Here is a 16,885-nt window from a genome sequence, read left to right as displayed (position 1 = left end):
GAATGAAATTCAAAAGAAAAATTCCCGAGCAATGCTCGGGAATTTTTAGATAAGAAGCGACCGCGTTAGGGTCACGTGTCAGCACACACTTTACTGACAAGCGCCTAGCAGCTTCCAGGGACCACCTTGGTCCGGCTGGTTATTGATGTTCCACCACTTGGCCTCATAGATGTTGCCGACATAGGTCGCCTTGTCACCGGTGTTGTACACCTGAGTGCTGTTCCAGGAGGCCGGACAGGCACTACCCTTCTCGAAGCTCACTTCAAGGCGGTGATTGGCCGCCAAGCTGGGGAAGGTATAAGCGCTCGCCACCGGCTGGGCCGCGCCATCGACGGTGATACTCTTCACTCGATATCCGGGATCAGGAATGAACGCAACTGTCAGTGCACTTCCCCCTTTTGCCTGAATAATACCTGCAGTATCCGGTGCAGGAGAGATAGAGCCACCGGTGCCGACGACACTAGCACGAATGTCAAACATCACGGGAATATCGATCGTCACCTCTTTGTACTGACCGCTGAAGCCGGAGAAGTTCCGTTCAGAGAGACTCTTCACATCGGTATTGCGCAGGATAACGATCTTCGTGTCACCCTTGGCAAACGGCTCGAGCAAGGTCAGCTCGGTGTTGGCACCATTTTGAGTCAACTTTACAGCAGAAAATGGCACTGGCTGATTGCTTGGAACGGTCAGCACCGTTTTTTGCGGATTGAAGCTGTTCACCACCTGCGACATATTCCAGCCCCAGGTTTTGTGATCAAGCGGCACGATAAAACCCAGACGATCAAAGCTGCCGGTCACGTTGAGGAACATATCAGGCGACAGGTCGGCCAACGTCAACCCCATCAGCTCATACGAAGCATAAATGCCGCCGTCATCGGCTTGGGGACCAATCACCACCGAAGAGCTAGTCTCATAAGCTTTGAGATGCTTGAACCCAATCCCCGACGAACCCTCGATACGATCCACCTTGGGGTCAAACTGGGCGACGACCTGCTTGCCTGAATTCCACGCCAGCGTGTACACCATAGACTGAATGATCACTTGTGAAGGATTGGCCAGTACATCGCCAGCATTGATGTTGTTCAGAATGATTTTTTGTCCGGCCACATCTATTTCAGCGCCATTTTTCCCCTGAGTGACCACCATGGACGCCAGAGGTGATTCGCTGGACCAGCCACGTAGCACGATCTTATCCTTGCCGATAACAAAGTCGGTAACCGTGGTGATAGAGCCCTTCTGCTCATTGAGTAGCAGCTGGTTTTTGCCACCCCCCAAGATAACGGTGTCATTCCCCCACCCCGCCATCAGAACTTCATCGTAAGGGGAGCCTTGAGTGACGCTGTCACCCGGTACATCAAACAGCGTGTTGTAACCGCCAAACTTATGCACATATTTGGTGATACAAGTTCCCTGCTCGTCACACGTGATCTTGTCTTTGGTCAACAGCTCGGCGGTTCCCCACGCTCCACGCAAGTGAGCAGCGGCCAGGATACCGGACATAGTTGCCTTGACCGTTACCTGCTGCCCGTTATCATCCGTATCGGTCCAGCTTTTCGACAAGGCCTGTGCCCAGGTCATATTGGCATCTTGTAGGAGCTTGCTGATGACCTTGTAGTTGAAGTGCATGACATCCCGGATCACCAACTCCTGTTTATCGGGCTTGATGAAATCGGTGAAATTGTTGACCCCGTTCTTTCCGATAAAATGCCCTTGCCAGCGGTTAATATCCGTTACGTACACCTGATTACCGCCTGATCCCGGGATTTCAGCCAGCGCCTCGGTTTTACAACCGATCCAGGTCGAATCGGGCACGAACATATAAAAGCTGTCGTATTCCTTACCTGCAATCTGTACTGTCGGCGGGCTGTAATAGCCTCCATCGATCAATACCGCTTCACCCAGCTGATACCCGACAAAGCCCCACGCATTCATCGAGCTGTACTGCATCAACTTGAACATGCCCGGGTCATGAGGGGTATTTTCGTTATAGATGCTGCCAAGACCCAGTTTGGTAAAGTACTGCCTTATCGTTGTAGGCTCTTGCACCATACTCCCTGTGGCGCAGTCCCTGACGAGTCGACCCGGCTTGGTGACCTTAGCGTAGGTATAAACGGGGTTATCCAGATTATCGAGGTAAAACTGACTCAGTGCCGGATTGATACCGGACTCAAAATTTCTGAGACTATCGAGAAACTCTTGCATTCCCCCAGTTGAGGCAGATGCCGTGGTCGCAATAAATATGCTACCTAATAATGAAAGACTTAATCCATGTTTCATCGAGCAACTCCTGATTAATAATATAAGCCTATCTCACCAACATAAAAAGTGATGTGTAAAGAACATAATTAGTGTTTATATATCGTCGAACTAGAACTTTATGGGCGAGCCAAATTCTGGCATGGGAGCATTAAAGAATTTGGCAACACTGGCCCCCACATCAGATAGGGTATCGCGAACACCTAACTCAAGCCCCTTTAATTCATGGCTGAATAACAATATTGGCACCATTTCTCTTGTATGAAGAGAATGTCCGATAAAGGGATCGTTGCCATGATCAGCCATAACAATCAAAAGGTCGCTTATGGACATAGCGTCTAATATCTTTGATAATCCGGCATCAGCTCTCTCGAGCGTATTCCAGTAACGCCCAGCATTTTGTTGGTGACCAGAAAGATCCGTTTCCTGAACATTGAGGCAGAAAAATGCATTATCTTTCCGAACAACATCCCGCAGCAATAAATCAAACAGTGTATCGGTATCGACTACTCCTGGATATGAAACACCGTGTTCATTCTCTACGATATCGGCGACCTTACCATATAAGAACGTCTTGATTCCAACCTGATTAAGACAGTGTGGCACTTGTGTCGATGGATCGACTCCATAGCCAAGGTGAATAACCTTAAATCCGTTATTATAGGCTCCAGAACGTGGAGCGTTGACCCCAATAAATGCTATATTTCCGTTTTTATCTGGTTTGGTTTCTATGGCTGAATAGATGTCATCCATTGAATCAATCAGTCCACCAAACGCTATGTTTCGTCCAGCATCATTATATTTCCTGACTACTCTTCCGATTTTCACGACGTCATCGAATGATATCAAGTTCAAATTGGCTGTAATGTTATAAACCTGTCCCAACTCGGCCTCAAGGTTATCCCCGATCACGACACAGCTGTTGACCTCCAGTAGGGCAAGCGCATCGCGATATATTCGGTTGACCTGGTATCCTGCGGCAATCAACCCTGCCTCTATCTTTTCGATATATGTACTAAAGGGGGCTTGTAGCGGTGCTCTCGGTTTGGTCCCCATGATCTCTTGATGCCCCATAAAGGTGTCACACCCTTCATGGCCCAGCATTGACTTACCCCAGTTTGCAGCCTGGCTACGTTGCATCACTGAGTTGACGGGATACACCGTATTCAACAATCCAAGCCGTGCCAACGTCGGCAGATGTTTATCTGAAAAATGCTCAATGAGCTTTCTTGCTGTATTGGCACCGTGATCCTGTGGTCGCTCGGCCAGTACATCCGGCATTTCGCCGATACCAAAGCCATCGAGGACGACAACAATAAACCTTGCCATAATCCCTCCCTTACAACTCTCGCCCTTGCGAATCATAGAGTCCGATGATTTTCGGGGTCCCTGTCGATATTCCTGCAACCAGCGCAACATCACTCCTGGTCACAAACACCTGGGAGCGGAAAGCCATAATAACGGGTGTGCCGACGGGACACGTTCCCGCCAACTGGATGTGGTAATCGATGCTGCCATCATCACCTGCCACAAATGGCATGAAGCGTCCGTGTGGATCTGAGCCATCCATTGCCAGTGCGCCACGAATACGTCCACGCCGATAATATCCACCACCATAGCAATAACTATTTCCGTTATGCTGATGAGATATCTCGCTCAAATAAAGCATTGCAATCTTTTCTGGCTGATCCCCATTCTGATTTGATGGAATTGTACCGGTCAAAGCATGTCCCGGTTCGCCATGCGTCCCACCTCGAGAGGCAATTAGCGGTATTGTTTCACAACTAGTTGAAGACGGAACATTGACCTGTGTTATCCGGCAACCCATTCGCTCAGCCTGCTCTTTGGCAATCATCGTTGTCCTGAAATTATGTGTGGCCACGGTCACATCTTTATCTTCATCATAGAGAAAGCTGGGAAAATGAGTGACCCCCGCTATAGCGATATTCGGTAGTGCTGACAATGATTGGATAACCTCATCCAGCTCACTTAGTAAAAATCCAGACTCCTGACTGGGATAAATAATGTCACCATGCTGATAAAACTTGACCATAATCTTTTGAACTACATTCGCATTAACTGCAGCAGATGAAATCTCCTTGGCCTTTTCAATAGAATAAACGGTTATAATCTCTGGTTTGGTGACACTCACCAATTCATGGACTATCCCAGTAGGTGGTTGAACCAAATGCCCAACATGACTAACATTTATTCCCAGATCTGAATAATGGCGTGCTTCTTTGAAATCAACACAGACAATACCATCATAACCTAACTCATCGATCAGCAATTTTGCTAAAACGGGATTACGTCCAAATTGCTTCGTCATCGCATAGAGTGTGATCCCATACTCATCTGCAGTTTTCTTGATCACCCTCGCATTTTCAACAAACTGGTCGACATCAATAATATAAGTGTCAGGCAAAACCTGGTTGGATTTTAATAATTCAGCTGCACACTCTATAAATCTCGGATTTTGTCTTTTCAAAGCATCAAGAAACATCTTCGCTCACCTTATAAATGTAGCTTACCCGGCCCGATAGTTTTCAGGCTGTCAAACCGGGTAACCCTGGGGTCAGATATTAAAAATTCCGACGATATGGAAAATATTGAGTGCAACACCAGTTAATATGGCAGCGAGAGCCGGAGCAGCAATTTTTAGTACAGGACGGCCCATCACCTCATTGAGGAAGAACAAGATAGTGAAAATGGTAATCCCGGTGGTCCCACCCATTTTCATCACCGCCAGTACCCCACCGATCAGGAGTGCAAACTCCATCAGCGTGTTCATCGAATTACGGATATTATCCGAAGCATTACGAATAGACGGAAATTGTTCCAGGAAATGGCCGATCCGACGCAGCAAGAATACTTCCGCACAAATGGTCAGGGCCCCCAGCACCGCAGCAACAGGTACGTTAGGTGAGAGATAACCAACCACAAACACAAAAGTCATCCCGACCACACCATATACACCAGTGGCCAGTGCAGTGGTCGCAATCAGAGGTACGAACCCAAGCCCGCGCATGAATTCAGAAAGAGCAACCTGGTTGATTGCCGTCTGCTGCGCGACAGGATCGGTCAACTTGTAGGCATCGGCAAGCGGATAGATAGAGACTTCAGAACCAGCAAAATAACCAGCGTTGACAACCACAGCTACCAGCGCACCGGTTGCAGCTAGGAACGGCAGGTTTTTCATGATGCGCTTGGTGCGTTCTTCAAACAAACTGTGCATACCCGACATATCAGGCGGCGCGATACCATTTTTCTTATCGTTGATGTCTTTGTATATGGCAGTCCCCACCAGCATCATCATCCCAACGAAAATTTGCAGGGACTCAGGATAAATAGTGGTAAATTTCATCGTGGCCAGCCGAGCCAGCACAATAACTGCAGCCGAAATAGCACCAGCTTTCCAACCGAACTGATAAAAGATGGCGAGCAGCGGAAACAGTGCAAAAGCGGTCATCACTGGCGTACCCAATTCACCTAACGCGCCAACCGCATCGACAGGCAAGCCTGTCAATACAGCATTCACACCGGAAAGAGAGGTAACAACCAGAATCCCCCACAAACCGCCAGCTAATGCGGCTTGCCAGCGCCGAGCCATCATCACACCAAGAATGTCGGTCGGTAAAAAGAGCAACCAAGGGTTTAGAAGACCAGTGGAAAGCGTAAACGAAATACCGACTGAGGCGACGAAACCAATCGACAAGCCAAACGCCACGGATCCCGCATCACGCCGCGACATATTTCCTTCGACGACTTGGGGTAGAATCGGCCTGATTCCGTCATGAAATACCGATGCACTCATATTGGCCAACAGAGCTGTCATGGCACACAACAGAGTGACTAACCCTAATTGAATAATGTCCATTTTTGTGCCCTCAATTGGCGGCAAGCTTGGTAATTAATAAAGGAATGGCATGTTCGACATGTTCCACTGAAAGACCAAACGCCACCTTGCCCTCTTGAATAAACTTCTCCACCTCTTCGGACTTAGCTTTGATGGAAGGTTTAGCAATAGTGCAACTTTTCGGATAACCGATAATAGCGATAGCGATTGATAGTGCAGCCCCAGCACCGGTATTACAACACCCGATGTAATAATCCAGGACTCCCGCTTTTACCTTCATGGCGGCATCCATGTCATTGAGAATATGACATTCAAACTCCCCCGGTGCAGCTTGTTCAATCTGCGCCTTTATCTGCTCACGTTGCAATCCAGCAATCCCTATTTTTTTCATTTTTATATCCAGCCTCATTTAAAAAAGTGGTAAGGGGTAAGACGTAACATTTGTTCTATTTGAGTTTTACTAATACCTGACTCAAGTAACTGTGGAATAAAACTTTCCACCAGATAACAAAATCCAAGGCCTCCATTTTTTTTAAGGTGTGATTTTCTAGTTATATCCATAGATAGCATGACTCTATCCAACAAATTCCTGCTAGCCAATTCTTTCAGCATGTTGATTCTCGACGAATCAGGGAAGTAACTGTTCTTGCCGATAGTGTCAAACTGAACATGACAACCCTGTTCGATCAACCACAAGATGTCATCCAGAGTATTTTTAAGATCGCAATGACCGATAGTGACCCTTTCCATTGCGACCGCATACGACTTGAATAACTTCACCTGTTCTCTTGCCATGGTGCTCATGGAAAGGTGGGTCGAGATTGGGCGGCCGGTCTCATAATGCGCCATTGCTGCAGCTTCAAAGACTTTTCGCTCCGTTTCGGTAAATGCGTTCTCGCTACTACCAATTTCTCCAATGACACTAGCTTTAAGTGAACTGTCATCGATACCCACCGTGATTTCATGCACTATCTCACCGCATATCTCGCGAGCTGACATACGGTATAGCTTCTCGGGGAAGAAACCTTCGATGTAATAACCTGTCGACATCAGGATATTCATGCCGGTATCATGCATTATATTTTCAATAAAATGAGGATTTCTCCCCATAAAACGATTTGTCATCTCGATGATATTAAGCACGCCATACTGTTTGAGTGCAATAAGCTCATCCCGGATCGACGCATAACTATCAAGAAGACAATCTTCATCTCTTTTCTGTGAAGATAGGTCAATGTGCAGATGTTCATGACAATAGGTGTAACCATCGAGGCTAATCGACATTACATACCCTCCTGACATGAGTAGTGCAGTGATAAAAGATTACTCAACATAAATGACTTTTCACTCTCCGGAGCTGTCGCAAGATCAATTTTATCAAGCAGTCTTTTGTTGAGCACATCAATATCATGGAAGAATGGATCTTCCTATACTTCATCAAACAGGGTTGGATCCATGCCTTGCTCTATTGGTGTTCCTGACTTAATCCGATCAAATGCCCTGGCCAGATGGACAATCATCATCTGGAATTGTTCGTTAGCATCACCAACTGGAAAGCTCTCCCTGAGGTCTTCCATTACCACTAAACATGCGTTTAATGCATCATGACTGATCACATCGGCTGACCGGAGTAACTGTAATCGCGCTATCACTGCATATCTCCATATTCAAATATTAATAACTTGGTATCAACTTCCCTTCAATTACTAAACGCTGATGGACCAATAGTTGATGAACATCAAGTAACTTACTAATTAGCTCGCTGACATGCTGGCTCTGGCGACCGACAAGAATGACCGCCTGGGATGCTTGGCGACATTCATCAATATGCTGGAGCGATTTTTCGCACAGCCCCGATACATTCATATCGATGGCCTCGGGCAACCACACGACCGCATCTATCTGCCCGGAAACGAGATAACTCAAGCTGTTGGAATAGTTGATCTCGACAATTTCAATTTCTTTTTCTGCAAACGCCTTCTCGGTCAGAATTCGCTGATCAGGAGATGCCGGATCGACCCCCACGCGTTTGATAGTCTCATATTCGTTTTCCCGATAAATCAAGCGATGCTCGAGTGAATAGGACTCAGCCCCCAGATCCGCCAAGATTTTAACGCTACCACCCAATGTTCCAGCAGCAAGCTTGGACATAATGGCTAGGTCATAGACACCCTTTTTCAAGCATTCGGCACGGACATCAGCGCCGCGCATATGGGCAAAGTAGAGTGGTAGGCTGCCAAGTTGCGCCTTCAATCCACTGGCCAGCCCCTCGTAGTGCTTTGTATAAGGCAGCGGCATGGCACACACCACATGGCTGATGCCGGAGTAACGGACAAGCTTTTGATAATCGAGTTGCCGAATATAAGTGCCATTACGCCCCTGCTTACTCAAGCTGACAGCCTTGTCATTTTCCAGCGTGGTAAACGCCTTCTGTATAAATCCAACCGATACACCAATCTCCTCTGACAAGGAATCTATGGTCCTCAGACGGTCGTCAGGCCGTGTCGTCATGAGATACTTTGCAAGACATATCACTGCCATGCCTTCTTTACTGATGTATGCGTTTGTCATCGTCTTTATCTTCATTATTTTGAATAAATAATACAGCATAGATTTCATCAAAAGCCAAACGATTGCTCAATTTTGTGAGCGCCTTCATAACAAATCGGATAAGAGAGAAGCTTCCAGGAGACAATGAGAGCAACATATGCTCTACAAAAATGCCAATAATGACGCCATAAAAACAAAAATAACATCATGATTTAGTTGAAAAAAATTAAAATAAGCCTGAAATTATAATCAGATGAACTAACTTCAACTTCGGTGTTTGATCCTATAGAACTGTCTCCGAGAGCATCAGATAGACAAGTCAAAACAATCATAGGCGTTGTTTCCCAAACCAAGCAGCAACTGCCCCCAGCCTTTGGTGACTGCTACACTCGGGGCTGTCTAACGGGAAAAACCCTGAGTGTTCAGTTTGTTTATGGCGCTTACATACGCCATTACTTCTCCCACTTGGCCGTTGTAGTTACGCAGACTGATTTTCCCCGTCAGCAACTGCTTGAACCGATATATCGCCGTCTCGGCCAGTGAGCGACGGTGATACCCTGATATCTTCTTCCAGTGCGCCAGCCCTTCTTTGTGCATCACCAGCACGGCTTCATTTCTTGGGTGCCCCTTTTTCCAGAGCCCTGCATTCTTGCGAGGCGGGATACAGGCTGTCGCCCCTTTGCGCAAGATATGCTGATGGCTGGCTTTGCTGTCGTAGGCGTCATCCTCATAAACACGTCCCAGCTTGCGCCGCAGTGGGTTGAGCAAGGTGGGCAACACCTCGGTATCATGGACATTTTCCAACGAGACTTGTGCTGCCACGATATTGTGAGTGGCGGGGTCCACTGCCAGATGCAGCTTGCTGCCTGACTCGCCGCTTCTCGGCGCCGTGTTTTCTGACCTTCCAATCGCCTTCACCAAACACCTTCAGCCCGGTTGAGTCGATACCTGATCGGTAACCTTTGCTTTAAATGGCTGCCGATACGCCACCGTCACCGTGCTTACCCGCTTGCTGGCACCTCTATAGTCCGACAGACACAGCGGCACATTCATCAACGCGAATAAGGAGTAGAGTATTCCCTGAGTGGCCAGCAGAGTGAGGTTGAAATTCCCCTTGAGCATCTAAGGTGCAGATGCTCTGGTCGCTGTAGAGCTGGCTGCGGTCCCGTCGCCCGTGATGGTCTTGGTGAAAATAGTTGTGCATGGCATCGGTATCAACCCAGAAGGTGAGTGAACCACGGTTAATCAAAGAATTGTTGTATTGAGGCCAGTTGGTGATGGGATGAAGCGACGTGCCCATGATGCAGACTTGAAGAGGATGGTGGTGATCAGCTCATCGAGTCCTCAGTTAGTTCCATTCAAGCTGCATCGATTTGGGCAACAACGAACGCCACTCTAGGTATCAAACAGTGCATTTGCGGTGAAATGAAATCGAACTCAGTAGACCAACATCAGCCGTTGTCAGCTGACAACGGTCTGCATCAGCAGCTCACCTCGAACCTGTTCCCCGCAAAGCCTCCATAACAGCATAATGCTACTTGGCAACAACGGAAGGTTTTACATACTCAAATAAAAACGGGAGGAATACCTCCCGTTTTTTCCACCCTTTTGGTTTCAGAAATTTGAGATAGTAGGCCGATATTGATCAGCCAATGCTTGCCTTCTGAAAATCATACTTATCGTAGATACTTTTTAACTGGGAAATTTTATCCTTTAGCGTGATAGATATAGACTTGGTTGTTTTGATTACAGCTGTTAGTTTCTCAGTCGTCACAGTTTTATCATCAGAAACAAACGCTATCTCAACCGTTTCTTTCACCAGTGATTCGATGTCTGCGCCACTATAACCCTCAGTATCTTTGAGAAGTTTGAGTACATCAACTTGTTCCCCAAGTTTTCCACGTTTTTTAAGATGTATCTCAAAAATTCGACGCCTTTCTTCTGCTGAAGGAAGATCGACTAAAAAAAGCTCATCGAATCGCCCCTTTCGCAAGAATTCGGGAGGCAATGCAGAGATATCGTTTGATGTGGCAACCACGTAAACAGAACTTTCTTTTTCCTGAAGCCACGTTAAAAATTGCCCAAACAGTCTAGTAGTTACATCGTTACTACCGCTCTGCCCACTGAGACCCGAAAAAGCTTTTTCCAATTCATCAATCCATAGCACACAAGGAGATACAGCTTCCGCAGTTTTGATTGCGCGACGCATATTATTCTCACTCTCACCTACATATTTCCCCATCAATTTACCAACATCAAGACGCAACAATGGTACATTGAACTGGCTAGCTGTAGCTTTAGCAGTCAAGCTTTTACCGCAACCAGGCATGCCAACAATAAGAAGCCCCTTTGGTATATCAATACCAAATCGACGAGCCTCACCCAAATTATTGAATATATGAGATTTGTTGTGAAGATATCTTTTTAGGTTGTCCAAACCACCGATGTCGTTGAGATTAGAATTGAAGGACAAAATTTCTAAAATACCAGTTTTTTTTATAATCTGTTCCTTCTCATCAAGAATCAACTGTTTGTCTGCTGCCGTGATTAGTCCTGAGCGTTGATAAGCAAGGTTAAGAATTTGCCTAATTTCGAAATCACTCAATCCTTTAAAGGATACGCATAATTCATTGATATCCTCAAGGGTAATTGGAATATTGAATCCATTGGCGTAATCTTGAATGATACTTTCAATGTCATCAGGTCCTGGCAAGGGAATATCGAAAATAGTAACTATTTTTTCCAGTTCAGATGGAATTACGAGTTCTGAACATACTAAAAAAACAGTGACATATACGCCTTCACGAAACATCGTACGCTCTGCAATTGACTTTAGTCGAGCGATGATAGCTGCATCAGCACTTTCGGGACGGAGCTGGCGGTGCACATCTTTTAACACCAAAAAAACATTTTTTGGTTCATTGTCATCAAATGCTGATAGAAATCCATTCAGGTTATCATAACCGGGTAGCGTTCCAACCGAAATCTTATGTAAGAAATCGATATGATGTCCGGCTTCATTATATTCATATATCTTAGTTCCCTTCTCAGCAATACTTGCTATAAGCGAATCAACTGAATGGGAATCGAAATGGTTTATATAAATAATTGGACGTAAAGCAGCAACATACGCAGCTAGTTTGGTCGAAAAATTAGTGTTATCTTCCTGGCTCATACTTAAACTTCCATATAAACAAGTGCATGAGTTGAACTATTGCTCTTATAGTCAATACCATCTAAGATAGGGAATTTACCATTTACGTCATCTACTTTTAGCTCTTCACCACTTTTGCCAAAGTTACGTACAAAGTTCCCATTAACCATTTGAATAATAAGATAGCTAGTCCCTTCAGGTTTTAAATCTTTCCAATAACCTTCTGTGACCCCGGCAAAGCTTTGAACGTGAGGTAGTGCAGGATTCGGCCATGCACTACCAATATCTTGCTTAACTTGCGAAAGTTCTTTCGCAATGTGAGGCCGCATATCCGTATTAGCTAAAACTGCCAAGATAACTAATGGATGTGTTTTAATAAAGCGTTCGTAAAATGCACGCGCATCAAGGATATAAAGCTCAAAGTAATGTGAAAATATTTCAGCTATGGCCGACTTAATAAATGGATAGTCTGCACTTCGCTCTTCAATACTCGAAAGAAGTTTTGTGTAGTTTTCATGGTATGTGCGGATAATTTCTCTTATTTTTGCATCCGAACTTTCATGATGCTCAAGGCGCTCGATATGCTTCCGACGAAAAGCGAATGGATACGCGGCCATTTCAATCTGTTGATTTGTAAAATTACCATGAAAAATTTTGCATAATTCTTTCGCCGCCTCTACATCGTCTTCTGATATTGTTCTTAACTCAGAAAACTCTTCAATCAGATCTCGTGATTCGAGCCAACGACTCAATAAGCCATTTCGATAGAAGGCAAGAACATCCTCAATATTGAAGTTCTCTCGAAGCTCATCCAAATTCCGGATCGGTTTTCCATCAACTATTAAATTAAATTTGATTGTCTTTGTCATTTTTATTTCACCCCACCATTACTAACAGAAAACACTAATGAAAAAATTACCAATGCTATTAGCTACACTTTTTGAACCTTCAAACAGGCGTGATGCAGCGGTTTTAACACTATTAGCCACAAATTTACTGATAATTTTGCCACCTTCCCAAATGGCACGTCCCACAGAATTGCCGGCAATCCCACCCACAACTCCCCCTACAATGCCCCCTATCACGGCGCCTATAGGTCCTAGTATTAAGCCTACCTTGGCTCCTATTGTTGCTCCCTCTGCGCCTAGTGCCAAAGAGCCGATCAAACTGCAAGTTGTATCACCCGCTCTGTCCAATGCCTCTTCGCCGCTGATTTTTCCAGATGCTAAATCTGCAAGGATTGTAACATTTTCGATCCCGACGCATACTGCGTTTGCAATTTGGCCAGCGGGTGTGCGGCTTAGAGTTGCTCCAAGCCAGCCACTTCTACAGGCAACAACCATACCGCCGGTTACAGCAACTGTTAGCCCAGAGCTGACTCCCGACTTTAAGGCACTTTCGGCAAACTCTATAACATCTTCCTCAATGCTGTTGTTAGCCTTCCCTCTTAGAGTATTCCAGATTCGTCGACCTAGAATACGCGCACCTTGAAAACCAATTGCCAACATAGCTGCCACACCAGCCTTCTGCCCTATATTCTTAGCAATAGCTTTACTATTAACATCATTCCATTCGTATTGTTTGGCATCCTGCTCTTTTTGGATTTTACGCTGACGTTCCTTGGCATCGATTTTGGATAAAGGCTTTGACTTTACGCCTTCATGTTCAATAATTTCTGTGCTGTTATTGATTTCTTTCCCTTGACCTTCTGGTACTAATTTTCTTTGCCCCCGATAGTCTCCCTTCTCAAAAAGCTCTTTGGTTGAGTCCGCATTAGCACCGTATTTTGACTGGTAGCGTTTGACTATTTTACCATTTCCATCTCGGATAACTATATCGACTGAATTCTTACCATATGTTTGACCTGGTGCTGGCTTAAGTACTTCCGCACGGTAACTACATCCCTGTGCAGCAGCTTCCAGATTAAAACTTTCGACATGGTGTTGCTCGGCAATGAAACCATCAAGATGCCATGATTGGTTAATCTCACCATCCCTTCTATACATCAATTTAATATTGTCATTATTTGCCTGCTCTATGGCTCTGTCGATTTCGGCAGCGTAACTTCCAATATCATTAACCCCCTGAGCCTTAGCACCGTTTTCTATGGCTGTTTTAAGATAGCTACCACGGGATAGTCCTCGCTCACGATATTTGATAAGTGTCTTTTTTTCTTCCTCAAACATCTGGACACACTCAACAATTATCAGCGCTGTTTTGTTTCGTTCATCACTATCTTTCCATATAGTTGGATACTGAGAAAACTTACTATCAAGCCAAGCTATATCTGGAGTCTCTTCTAACTTATTGCTATAGGATTGTACAAATGACTGAACTACTTCACCTACTTTTAGGCGATTCTCGCCGACCAAATCAATCGACAATGCCTTCTCGATATTATCCGCACTGTCATCTGGATTAAGAACATCTTTTTCGATCAGATTTACAATCGAGTGTATGGTTTCTGTAGTGTTTTTAATTTCATTATCTTTTGTTTCAATCATTACTTTTCACTCCTTTGAGTTTTCTAGACGAAACGATGAAAATATAACCCAGGCAAATGAAGTAATTTCACTATAACCATGAAAATACTCCTTTTTTTGTACTTTAAGCATTGAGGAATGCTCTCGCCTCGATGGTAGTCACCGACGTAATCACAACCACTACAACGCTTTGTGTCCAATGTATAAATACTGTGACCACTCTCCCCTTTGCAATTGAATATTATTTCGGTATCACATATAGTTGCCCCCGAACACAGACCAAATAAGTAAACAATGAATGTGTCTGTGCGACTTATGCCGGAGTTGCCACTAAATTCGCGGCTCGCAAAGCTGAGTTGCTGACTCACGCTGACCTCATGCTAGATACCAATTAGGGCAAACTATCTCACATTAAGGACCTGTTCGCACCTGATCTTGATAAAGGCATTTTTTGCGTCAACAAAACTCATGATTGCGGTCAGGATAGGCCTGTAATCCGGAGATTAAAGTGACGGAGCAGTTCGTCCCTAAATGGGCTGAACCTCGATTAGTCCCCTAGGTAAAAGGCTCCTGCCAACATGCCATATACAATGCGCACTCGGATATCTGCCTTCGGTAACACACCAAGCAGTGCTTCACCCTTTTGCAGTGTTTCGCTATGCCAAAAACACCAGAGCGCAGATTCGACCACTGCGAGCCAATTACTTATGCCGAGTTGATCTAGTGATTTTCGACGCCAACTCCCACGCAACACAGCACCGCTATTTGGAGATGTTGCTGCCAGCGCCCGCTGCTCCATAACGCTTACCGTTAATCCATGCAGCTTGGCCTGACGGCTGCCACGCCCTCCTCGCAGCAATTTGTCGAGTAGCAGCGCCAACAGACGAAACGCATCCTGATCTTCAAAGCTGGCATCCTCCCCCAGCAAATCGGCTGCACCAGTCATCAGTTGCTCACGCCCCAGATAGATCGGCTGTGACGTGCAATCCAGCCGATGTTGCTCGACATGGATAGCCAATGCCGTCACCACCGCCAGTGGTGAAGTCTCACCCTCTTGGTGACGCGTGCCTTTGGCAAGCAGAACGGTCAGCTCCCTAGCTCGCTCGGCTGACAGTAGGCAATATATCCCCCTGACCAGGGGCATGGCCGCCTGATCCGATAACAGTCTTGAGTTCATAGCGCCTCAGTGACGATCGCGTTTGAAGTGGGTGGTTTTATGACCGACGGTGACAATCTCACCGTCTTGCAGTACCAGATAGTGACCGCGCAGCCGCTGGCAGCATTCCTCTGGCACTCCGTACCGGCTTGCAGCATCGTCACGCTTTTGCGATCGAGATAAACCAGTTCGCGTCCCTGGTGATAAGAAGAACGTCCGATGCTCAGCAGCAGCTCTACCAGCTCGGGAGCAATACCGCGCTGCTGCATCCGGCACGCGGCGTGATGACTGTATGCACTAACCAGCTTCCCGTTCATGACATGTTCCTTTGGCGCTCATTTAGATGGACTCATTATATGTATCCTGTATACTCATGCCGATACTGGTTACATAAACATGTCGCATTTTGGAGCACGTATGGCACCCAAAGAGCTCACCTGGGATCAAACCCTGCGTTTTCGTCTACTGGAGATCGTCTTGCAGTGGGAAGGGCGGCTGACCACCAATCATTTGATGACCGCCTTCAATATCGGTCGTCAACAGGCATCGCGGGACATCAACCACTACCTGACCCACTACTCACCGGAGGGGCTGGTCTATGACAGAAGCCTGAAGGGATACAAACCCACAGAGCACTTTGTCCCGCGCTTTAGTGAGGGAAAAGTGGATGAGTACCTGATGCTGCTACACCGTGAAAAGCAGCACCAGCGCCAACATGAAGCGGGCCTGTTAACGCTGCCGCTGATGGATTTGCGCTACGGCCATATCGAGATCCTGGATGTGCCAAACCGCCATATCGACCCCAGGATTGTGCGCGGTTTGGTGCAGGCGGCCCGTGGCCAGCTGCGGGTCGATGTCGACTACGTATCCCTCAGTTCAGAGGAGCAGAGTGGCCGCAATATCGTGCCCCACACTCTGGTCTATGACGGGATCCGCTGGCACGTACGCGCCTACTGCGAGAAGAAAGGGGAATATCTGGACTTTGTGATGAGTCGTTTTCGGGGCGAACCGGATCTGCTGGATGCCTCCCCTCACGGCCGGGAGCAGGATCTGGAGTGGAACACTCAGGTGACTGCAGTAGTCGTTCCCAATCCCGGGCTCAGTGAAGGACAACAAGCCATCATTGCCAGAGACTATGCCATGACGGGGAACCAGCTATTGATCAGCCAGCGCATCCCTTTGATGCACTATGCACTGGAACGGATGCAAGTGAGCTATAACGGAGAACATCAACAACATCCCCTGCTCTACCCGCTGGTGCTGGCAAATCGGGAGGAGCTCATCCAGCAAGGCTGTACCTTCAAGCTCAAGAGTGCAGACCTACAAATGCGACCAAGTTAACCCTGCGCCATGATGTCCGACTTCTCCGCACATCCGGCAAAGAGAGATAGAAATAAGAAAGGCTCCCGACATGGTGGGAGCCTTGACTG

General features: G+C 46.4%; 14 protein-coding genes and 1 pseudogene. 1 reads left to right on the top strand and 14 read right to left on the bottom strand.

The genetic code is table 11. The features are described from left to right. Positions 1–90: 90 nt before the first annotated feature. From OKB77_RS07345 to OKB77_RS07280, 14 genes and pseudogenes are all read right to left on the bottom strand, one after another. On the bottom strand, positions 91–2,277 hold the full coding sequence (locus tag OKB77_RS07345; RefSeq protein WP_150389162.1) for a carbohydrate-binding protein: 2,187 nt from the start codon (positions 2,275–2,277) through the stop codon (positions 91–93). A 90-nt stretch (positions 2,278–2,367) separates the two neighbouring features. Next, complete coding sequence (locus tag OKB77_RS07340; protein WP_127005505.1) at positions 2,368–3,585, bottom strand: phosphopentomutase; 1,218 nt, start codon at positions 3,583–3,585, stop codon at positions 2,368–2,370. Between the two features lie 10 nt (positions 3,586–3,595). Next, positions 3,596–4,759, bottom strand: coding sequence for an alanine racemase (locus tag OKB77_RS07335; RefSeq protein WP_150389163.1), 1,164 nt, complete (start codon positions 4,757–4,759; stop codon positions 3,596–3,598). Between the two features lie 72 nt (positions 4,760–4,831). Next, positions 4,832–6,133, bottom strand: coding sequence for a YhfT family protein (locus OKB77_RS07330; protein WP_113739467.1), 1,302 nt, complete (start codon positions 6,131–6,133; stop codon positions 4,832–4,834). A 10-nt stretch (positions 6,134–6,143) separates the two neighbouring features. Continuing rightward, complete coding sequence (locus OKB77_RS07325; RefSeq protein WP_029303224.1) at positions 6,144–6,503, bottom strand: DUF2620 domain-containing protein; 360 nt, start codon at positions 6,501–6,503, stop codon at positions 6,144–6,146. A gap of 14 nt (positions 6,504–6,517) precedes the next feature. Then, positions 6,518–7,396: a phosphotriesterase-related protein gene (locus tag OKB77_RS07320; RefSeq protein WP_150389164.1), complete on the bottom strand. Its 879-nt coding sequence runs from the start codon at positions 7,394–7,396 to the stop codon at positions 6,518–6,520. A gap of 143 nt (positions 7,397–7,539) precedes the next feature. Then, positions 7,540–7,728 carry a hypothetical protein gene (locus tag OKB77_RS07315; protein ID WP_270817310.1) on the bottom strand — a complete coding sequence of 63 codons (189 nt, stop codon included), beginning with the start codon at positions 7,726–7,728 and terminating at the stop codon, positions 7,540–7,542. A gap of 58 nt (positions 7,729–7,786) precedes the next feature. Further along, a complete protein-coding gene (gene yhfZ / locus OKB77_RS07310) occupies positions 7,787–8,731 on the bottom strand; it encodes a GntR family transcriptional regulator YhfZ (RefSeq protein ID WP_197725323.1) in 945 nt (314 codons plus the stop codon). 314 nt (positions 8,732–9,045) lie between these two features. After that, positions 9,046–9,962: pseudogene (locus tag OKB77_RS07305) on the bottom strand (IS5 family transposase). A gap of 345 nt (positions 9,963–10,307) precedes the next feature. Beyond that, positions 10,308–11,837, bottom strand: a complete 1,530-nt coding sequence (locus OKB77_RS07300) for an AAA family ATPase (RefSeq protein ID WP_100653831.1) — start codon at positions 11,835–11,837, stop codon at positions 10,308–10,310. 2 nt (positions 11,838–11,839) lie between these two features. Beyond that, positions 11,840–12,685 carry a hypothetical protein gene (locus tag OKB77_RS07295; RefSeq protein WP_150389165.1) on the bottom strand — a complete coding sequence of 282 codons (846 nt, stop codon included), beginning with the start codon at positions 12,683–12,685 and terminating at the stop codon, positions 11,840–11,842. 21 nt (positions 12,686–12,706) lie between these two features. Then, the gene (locus OKB77_RS07290) at positions 12,707–14,320 is read right to left on the bottom strand and encodes a hypothetical protein (protein ID WP_150389166.1); all 1,614 of its coding nucleotides are present in this window, start codon (positions 14,318–14,320) and stop codon (positions 12,707–12,709) included. Between the two features lie 526 nt (positions 14,321–14,846). Continuing rightward, positions 14,847–15,476 carry an ADP-ribosylglycohydrolase gene (locus tag OKB77_RS07285; RefSeq protein WP_223849308.1) on the bottom strand — a complete coding sequence of 210 codons (630 nt, stop codon included), beginning with the start codon at positions 15,474–15,476 and terminating at the stop codon, positions 14,847–14,849. After that, entirely contained in the window at positions 15,473–15,772 is a 300-nt protein-coding gene (locus OKB77_RS07280; protein ID WP_223849309.1) for a DUF4258 domain-containing protein, read from the bottom strand. The genes OKB77_RS07285 and OKB77_RS07280 overlap by 4 nt, the downstream gene beginning before the upstream one ends. A gap of 100 nt (positions 15,773–15,872) precedes the next feature. Here OKB77_RS07280 and OKB77_RS07275 point away from each other — a divergent pair, with 100 nt between their 5' ends. Then, a complete protein-coding gene (locus OKB77_RS07275; RefSeq protein ID WP_150389167.1) occupies positions 15,873–16,796 on the top strand; it encodes a WYL domain-containing protein in 924 nt (307 codons plus the stop codon). Positions 16,797–16,885: the final 89 nt, after the last annotated feature.

Origin of the sequence: Aeromonas sp. Y318-3, from assembly GCF_027706185.1 — a bacterium.
Classification (GTDB): domain Bacteria; phylum Pseudomonadota; class Gammaproteobacteria; order Enterobacterales; family Aeromonadaceae; genus Aeromonas; species Aeromonas veronii.
The sequence above is the reverse complement of the archived record's forward strand: the minus strand, read 5'-3'. Positions and strand labels throughout refer to the sequence as shown.

What these genes read in the sequence shown, in the direction of transcription:
- yhfZ (WP_197725323.1), bottom strand. Translation starts at nt 8,731, where the DNA reads ATGAAATCTATGCTGTATTATTTATTCAAAATAATGAAGATAAAGACG.
- OKB77_RS07300 (WP_100653831.1), bottom strand. Translation starts at nt 11,837, where the DNA reads ATGAGCCAGGAAGATAACACTAATTTTTCGACCAAACTAGCTGCGTAT.
- OKB77_RS07325 (WP_029303224.1), bottom strand. Translation starts at nt 6,503, where the DNA reads ATGAAAAAAATAGGGATTGCTGGATTGCAACGTGAGCAGATAAAGGCG.
- OKB77_RS07330 (WP_113739467.1), bottom strand. Translation starts at nt 6,133, where the DNA reads ATGGACATTATTCAATTAGGGTTAGTCACTCTGTTGTGTGCCATGACA.
- OKB77_RS07340 (WP_127005505.1), bottom strand. Translation starts at nt 3,585, where the DNA reads ATGGCAAGGTTTATTGTTGTCGTCCTCGATGGCTTTGGTATCGGCGAA.
- OKB77_RS07290 (WP_150389166.1), bottom strand. Translation starts at nt 14,320, where the DNA reads ATGATTGAAACAAAAGATAATGAAATTAAAAACACTACAGAAACCATA.
- OKB77_RS07345 (WP_150389162.1), bottom strand. Translation starts at nt 2,277, where the DNA reads ATGAAACATGGATTAAGTCTTTCATTATTAGGTAGCATATTTATTGCG.
- OKB77_RS07320 (WP_150389164.1), bottom strand. Translation starts at nt 7,396, where the DNA reads ATGTCGATTAGCCTCGATGGTTACACCTATTGTCATGAACATCTGCAC.
- OKB77_RS07285 (WP_223849308.1), bottom strand. Translation starts at nt 15,476, where the DNA reads ATGAACTCAAGACTGTTATCGGATCAGGCGGCCATGCCCCTGGTCAGG.
- OKB77_RS07280 (WP_223849309.1), bottom strand. Translation starts at nt 15,772, where the DNA reads ATGAACGGGAAGCTGGTTAGTGCATACAGTCATCACGCCGCGTGCCGG.
- OKB77_RS07295 (WP_150389165.1), bottom strand. Translation starts at nt 12,685, where the DNA reads ATGACAAAGACAATCAAATTTAATTTAATAGTTGATGGAAAACCGATC.
- OKB77_RS07275 (WP_150389167.1), top strand. Translation starts at nt 15,873, where the DNA reads ATGGCACCCAAAGAGCTCACCTGGGATCAAACCCTGCGTTTTCGTCTA.
- OKB77_RS07335 (WP_150389163.1), bottom strand. Translation starts at nt 4,759, where the DNA reads ATGTTTCTTGATGCTTTGAAAAGACAAAATCCGAGATTTATAGAGTGT.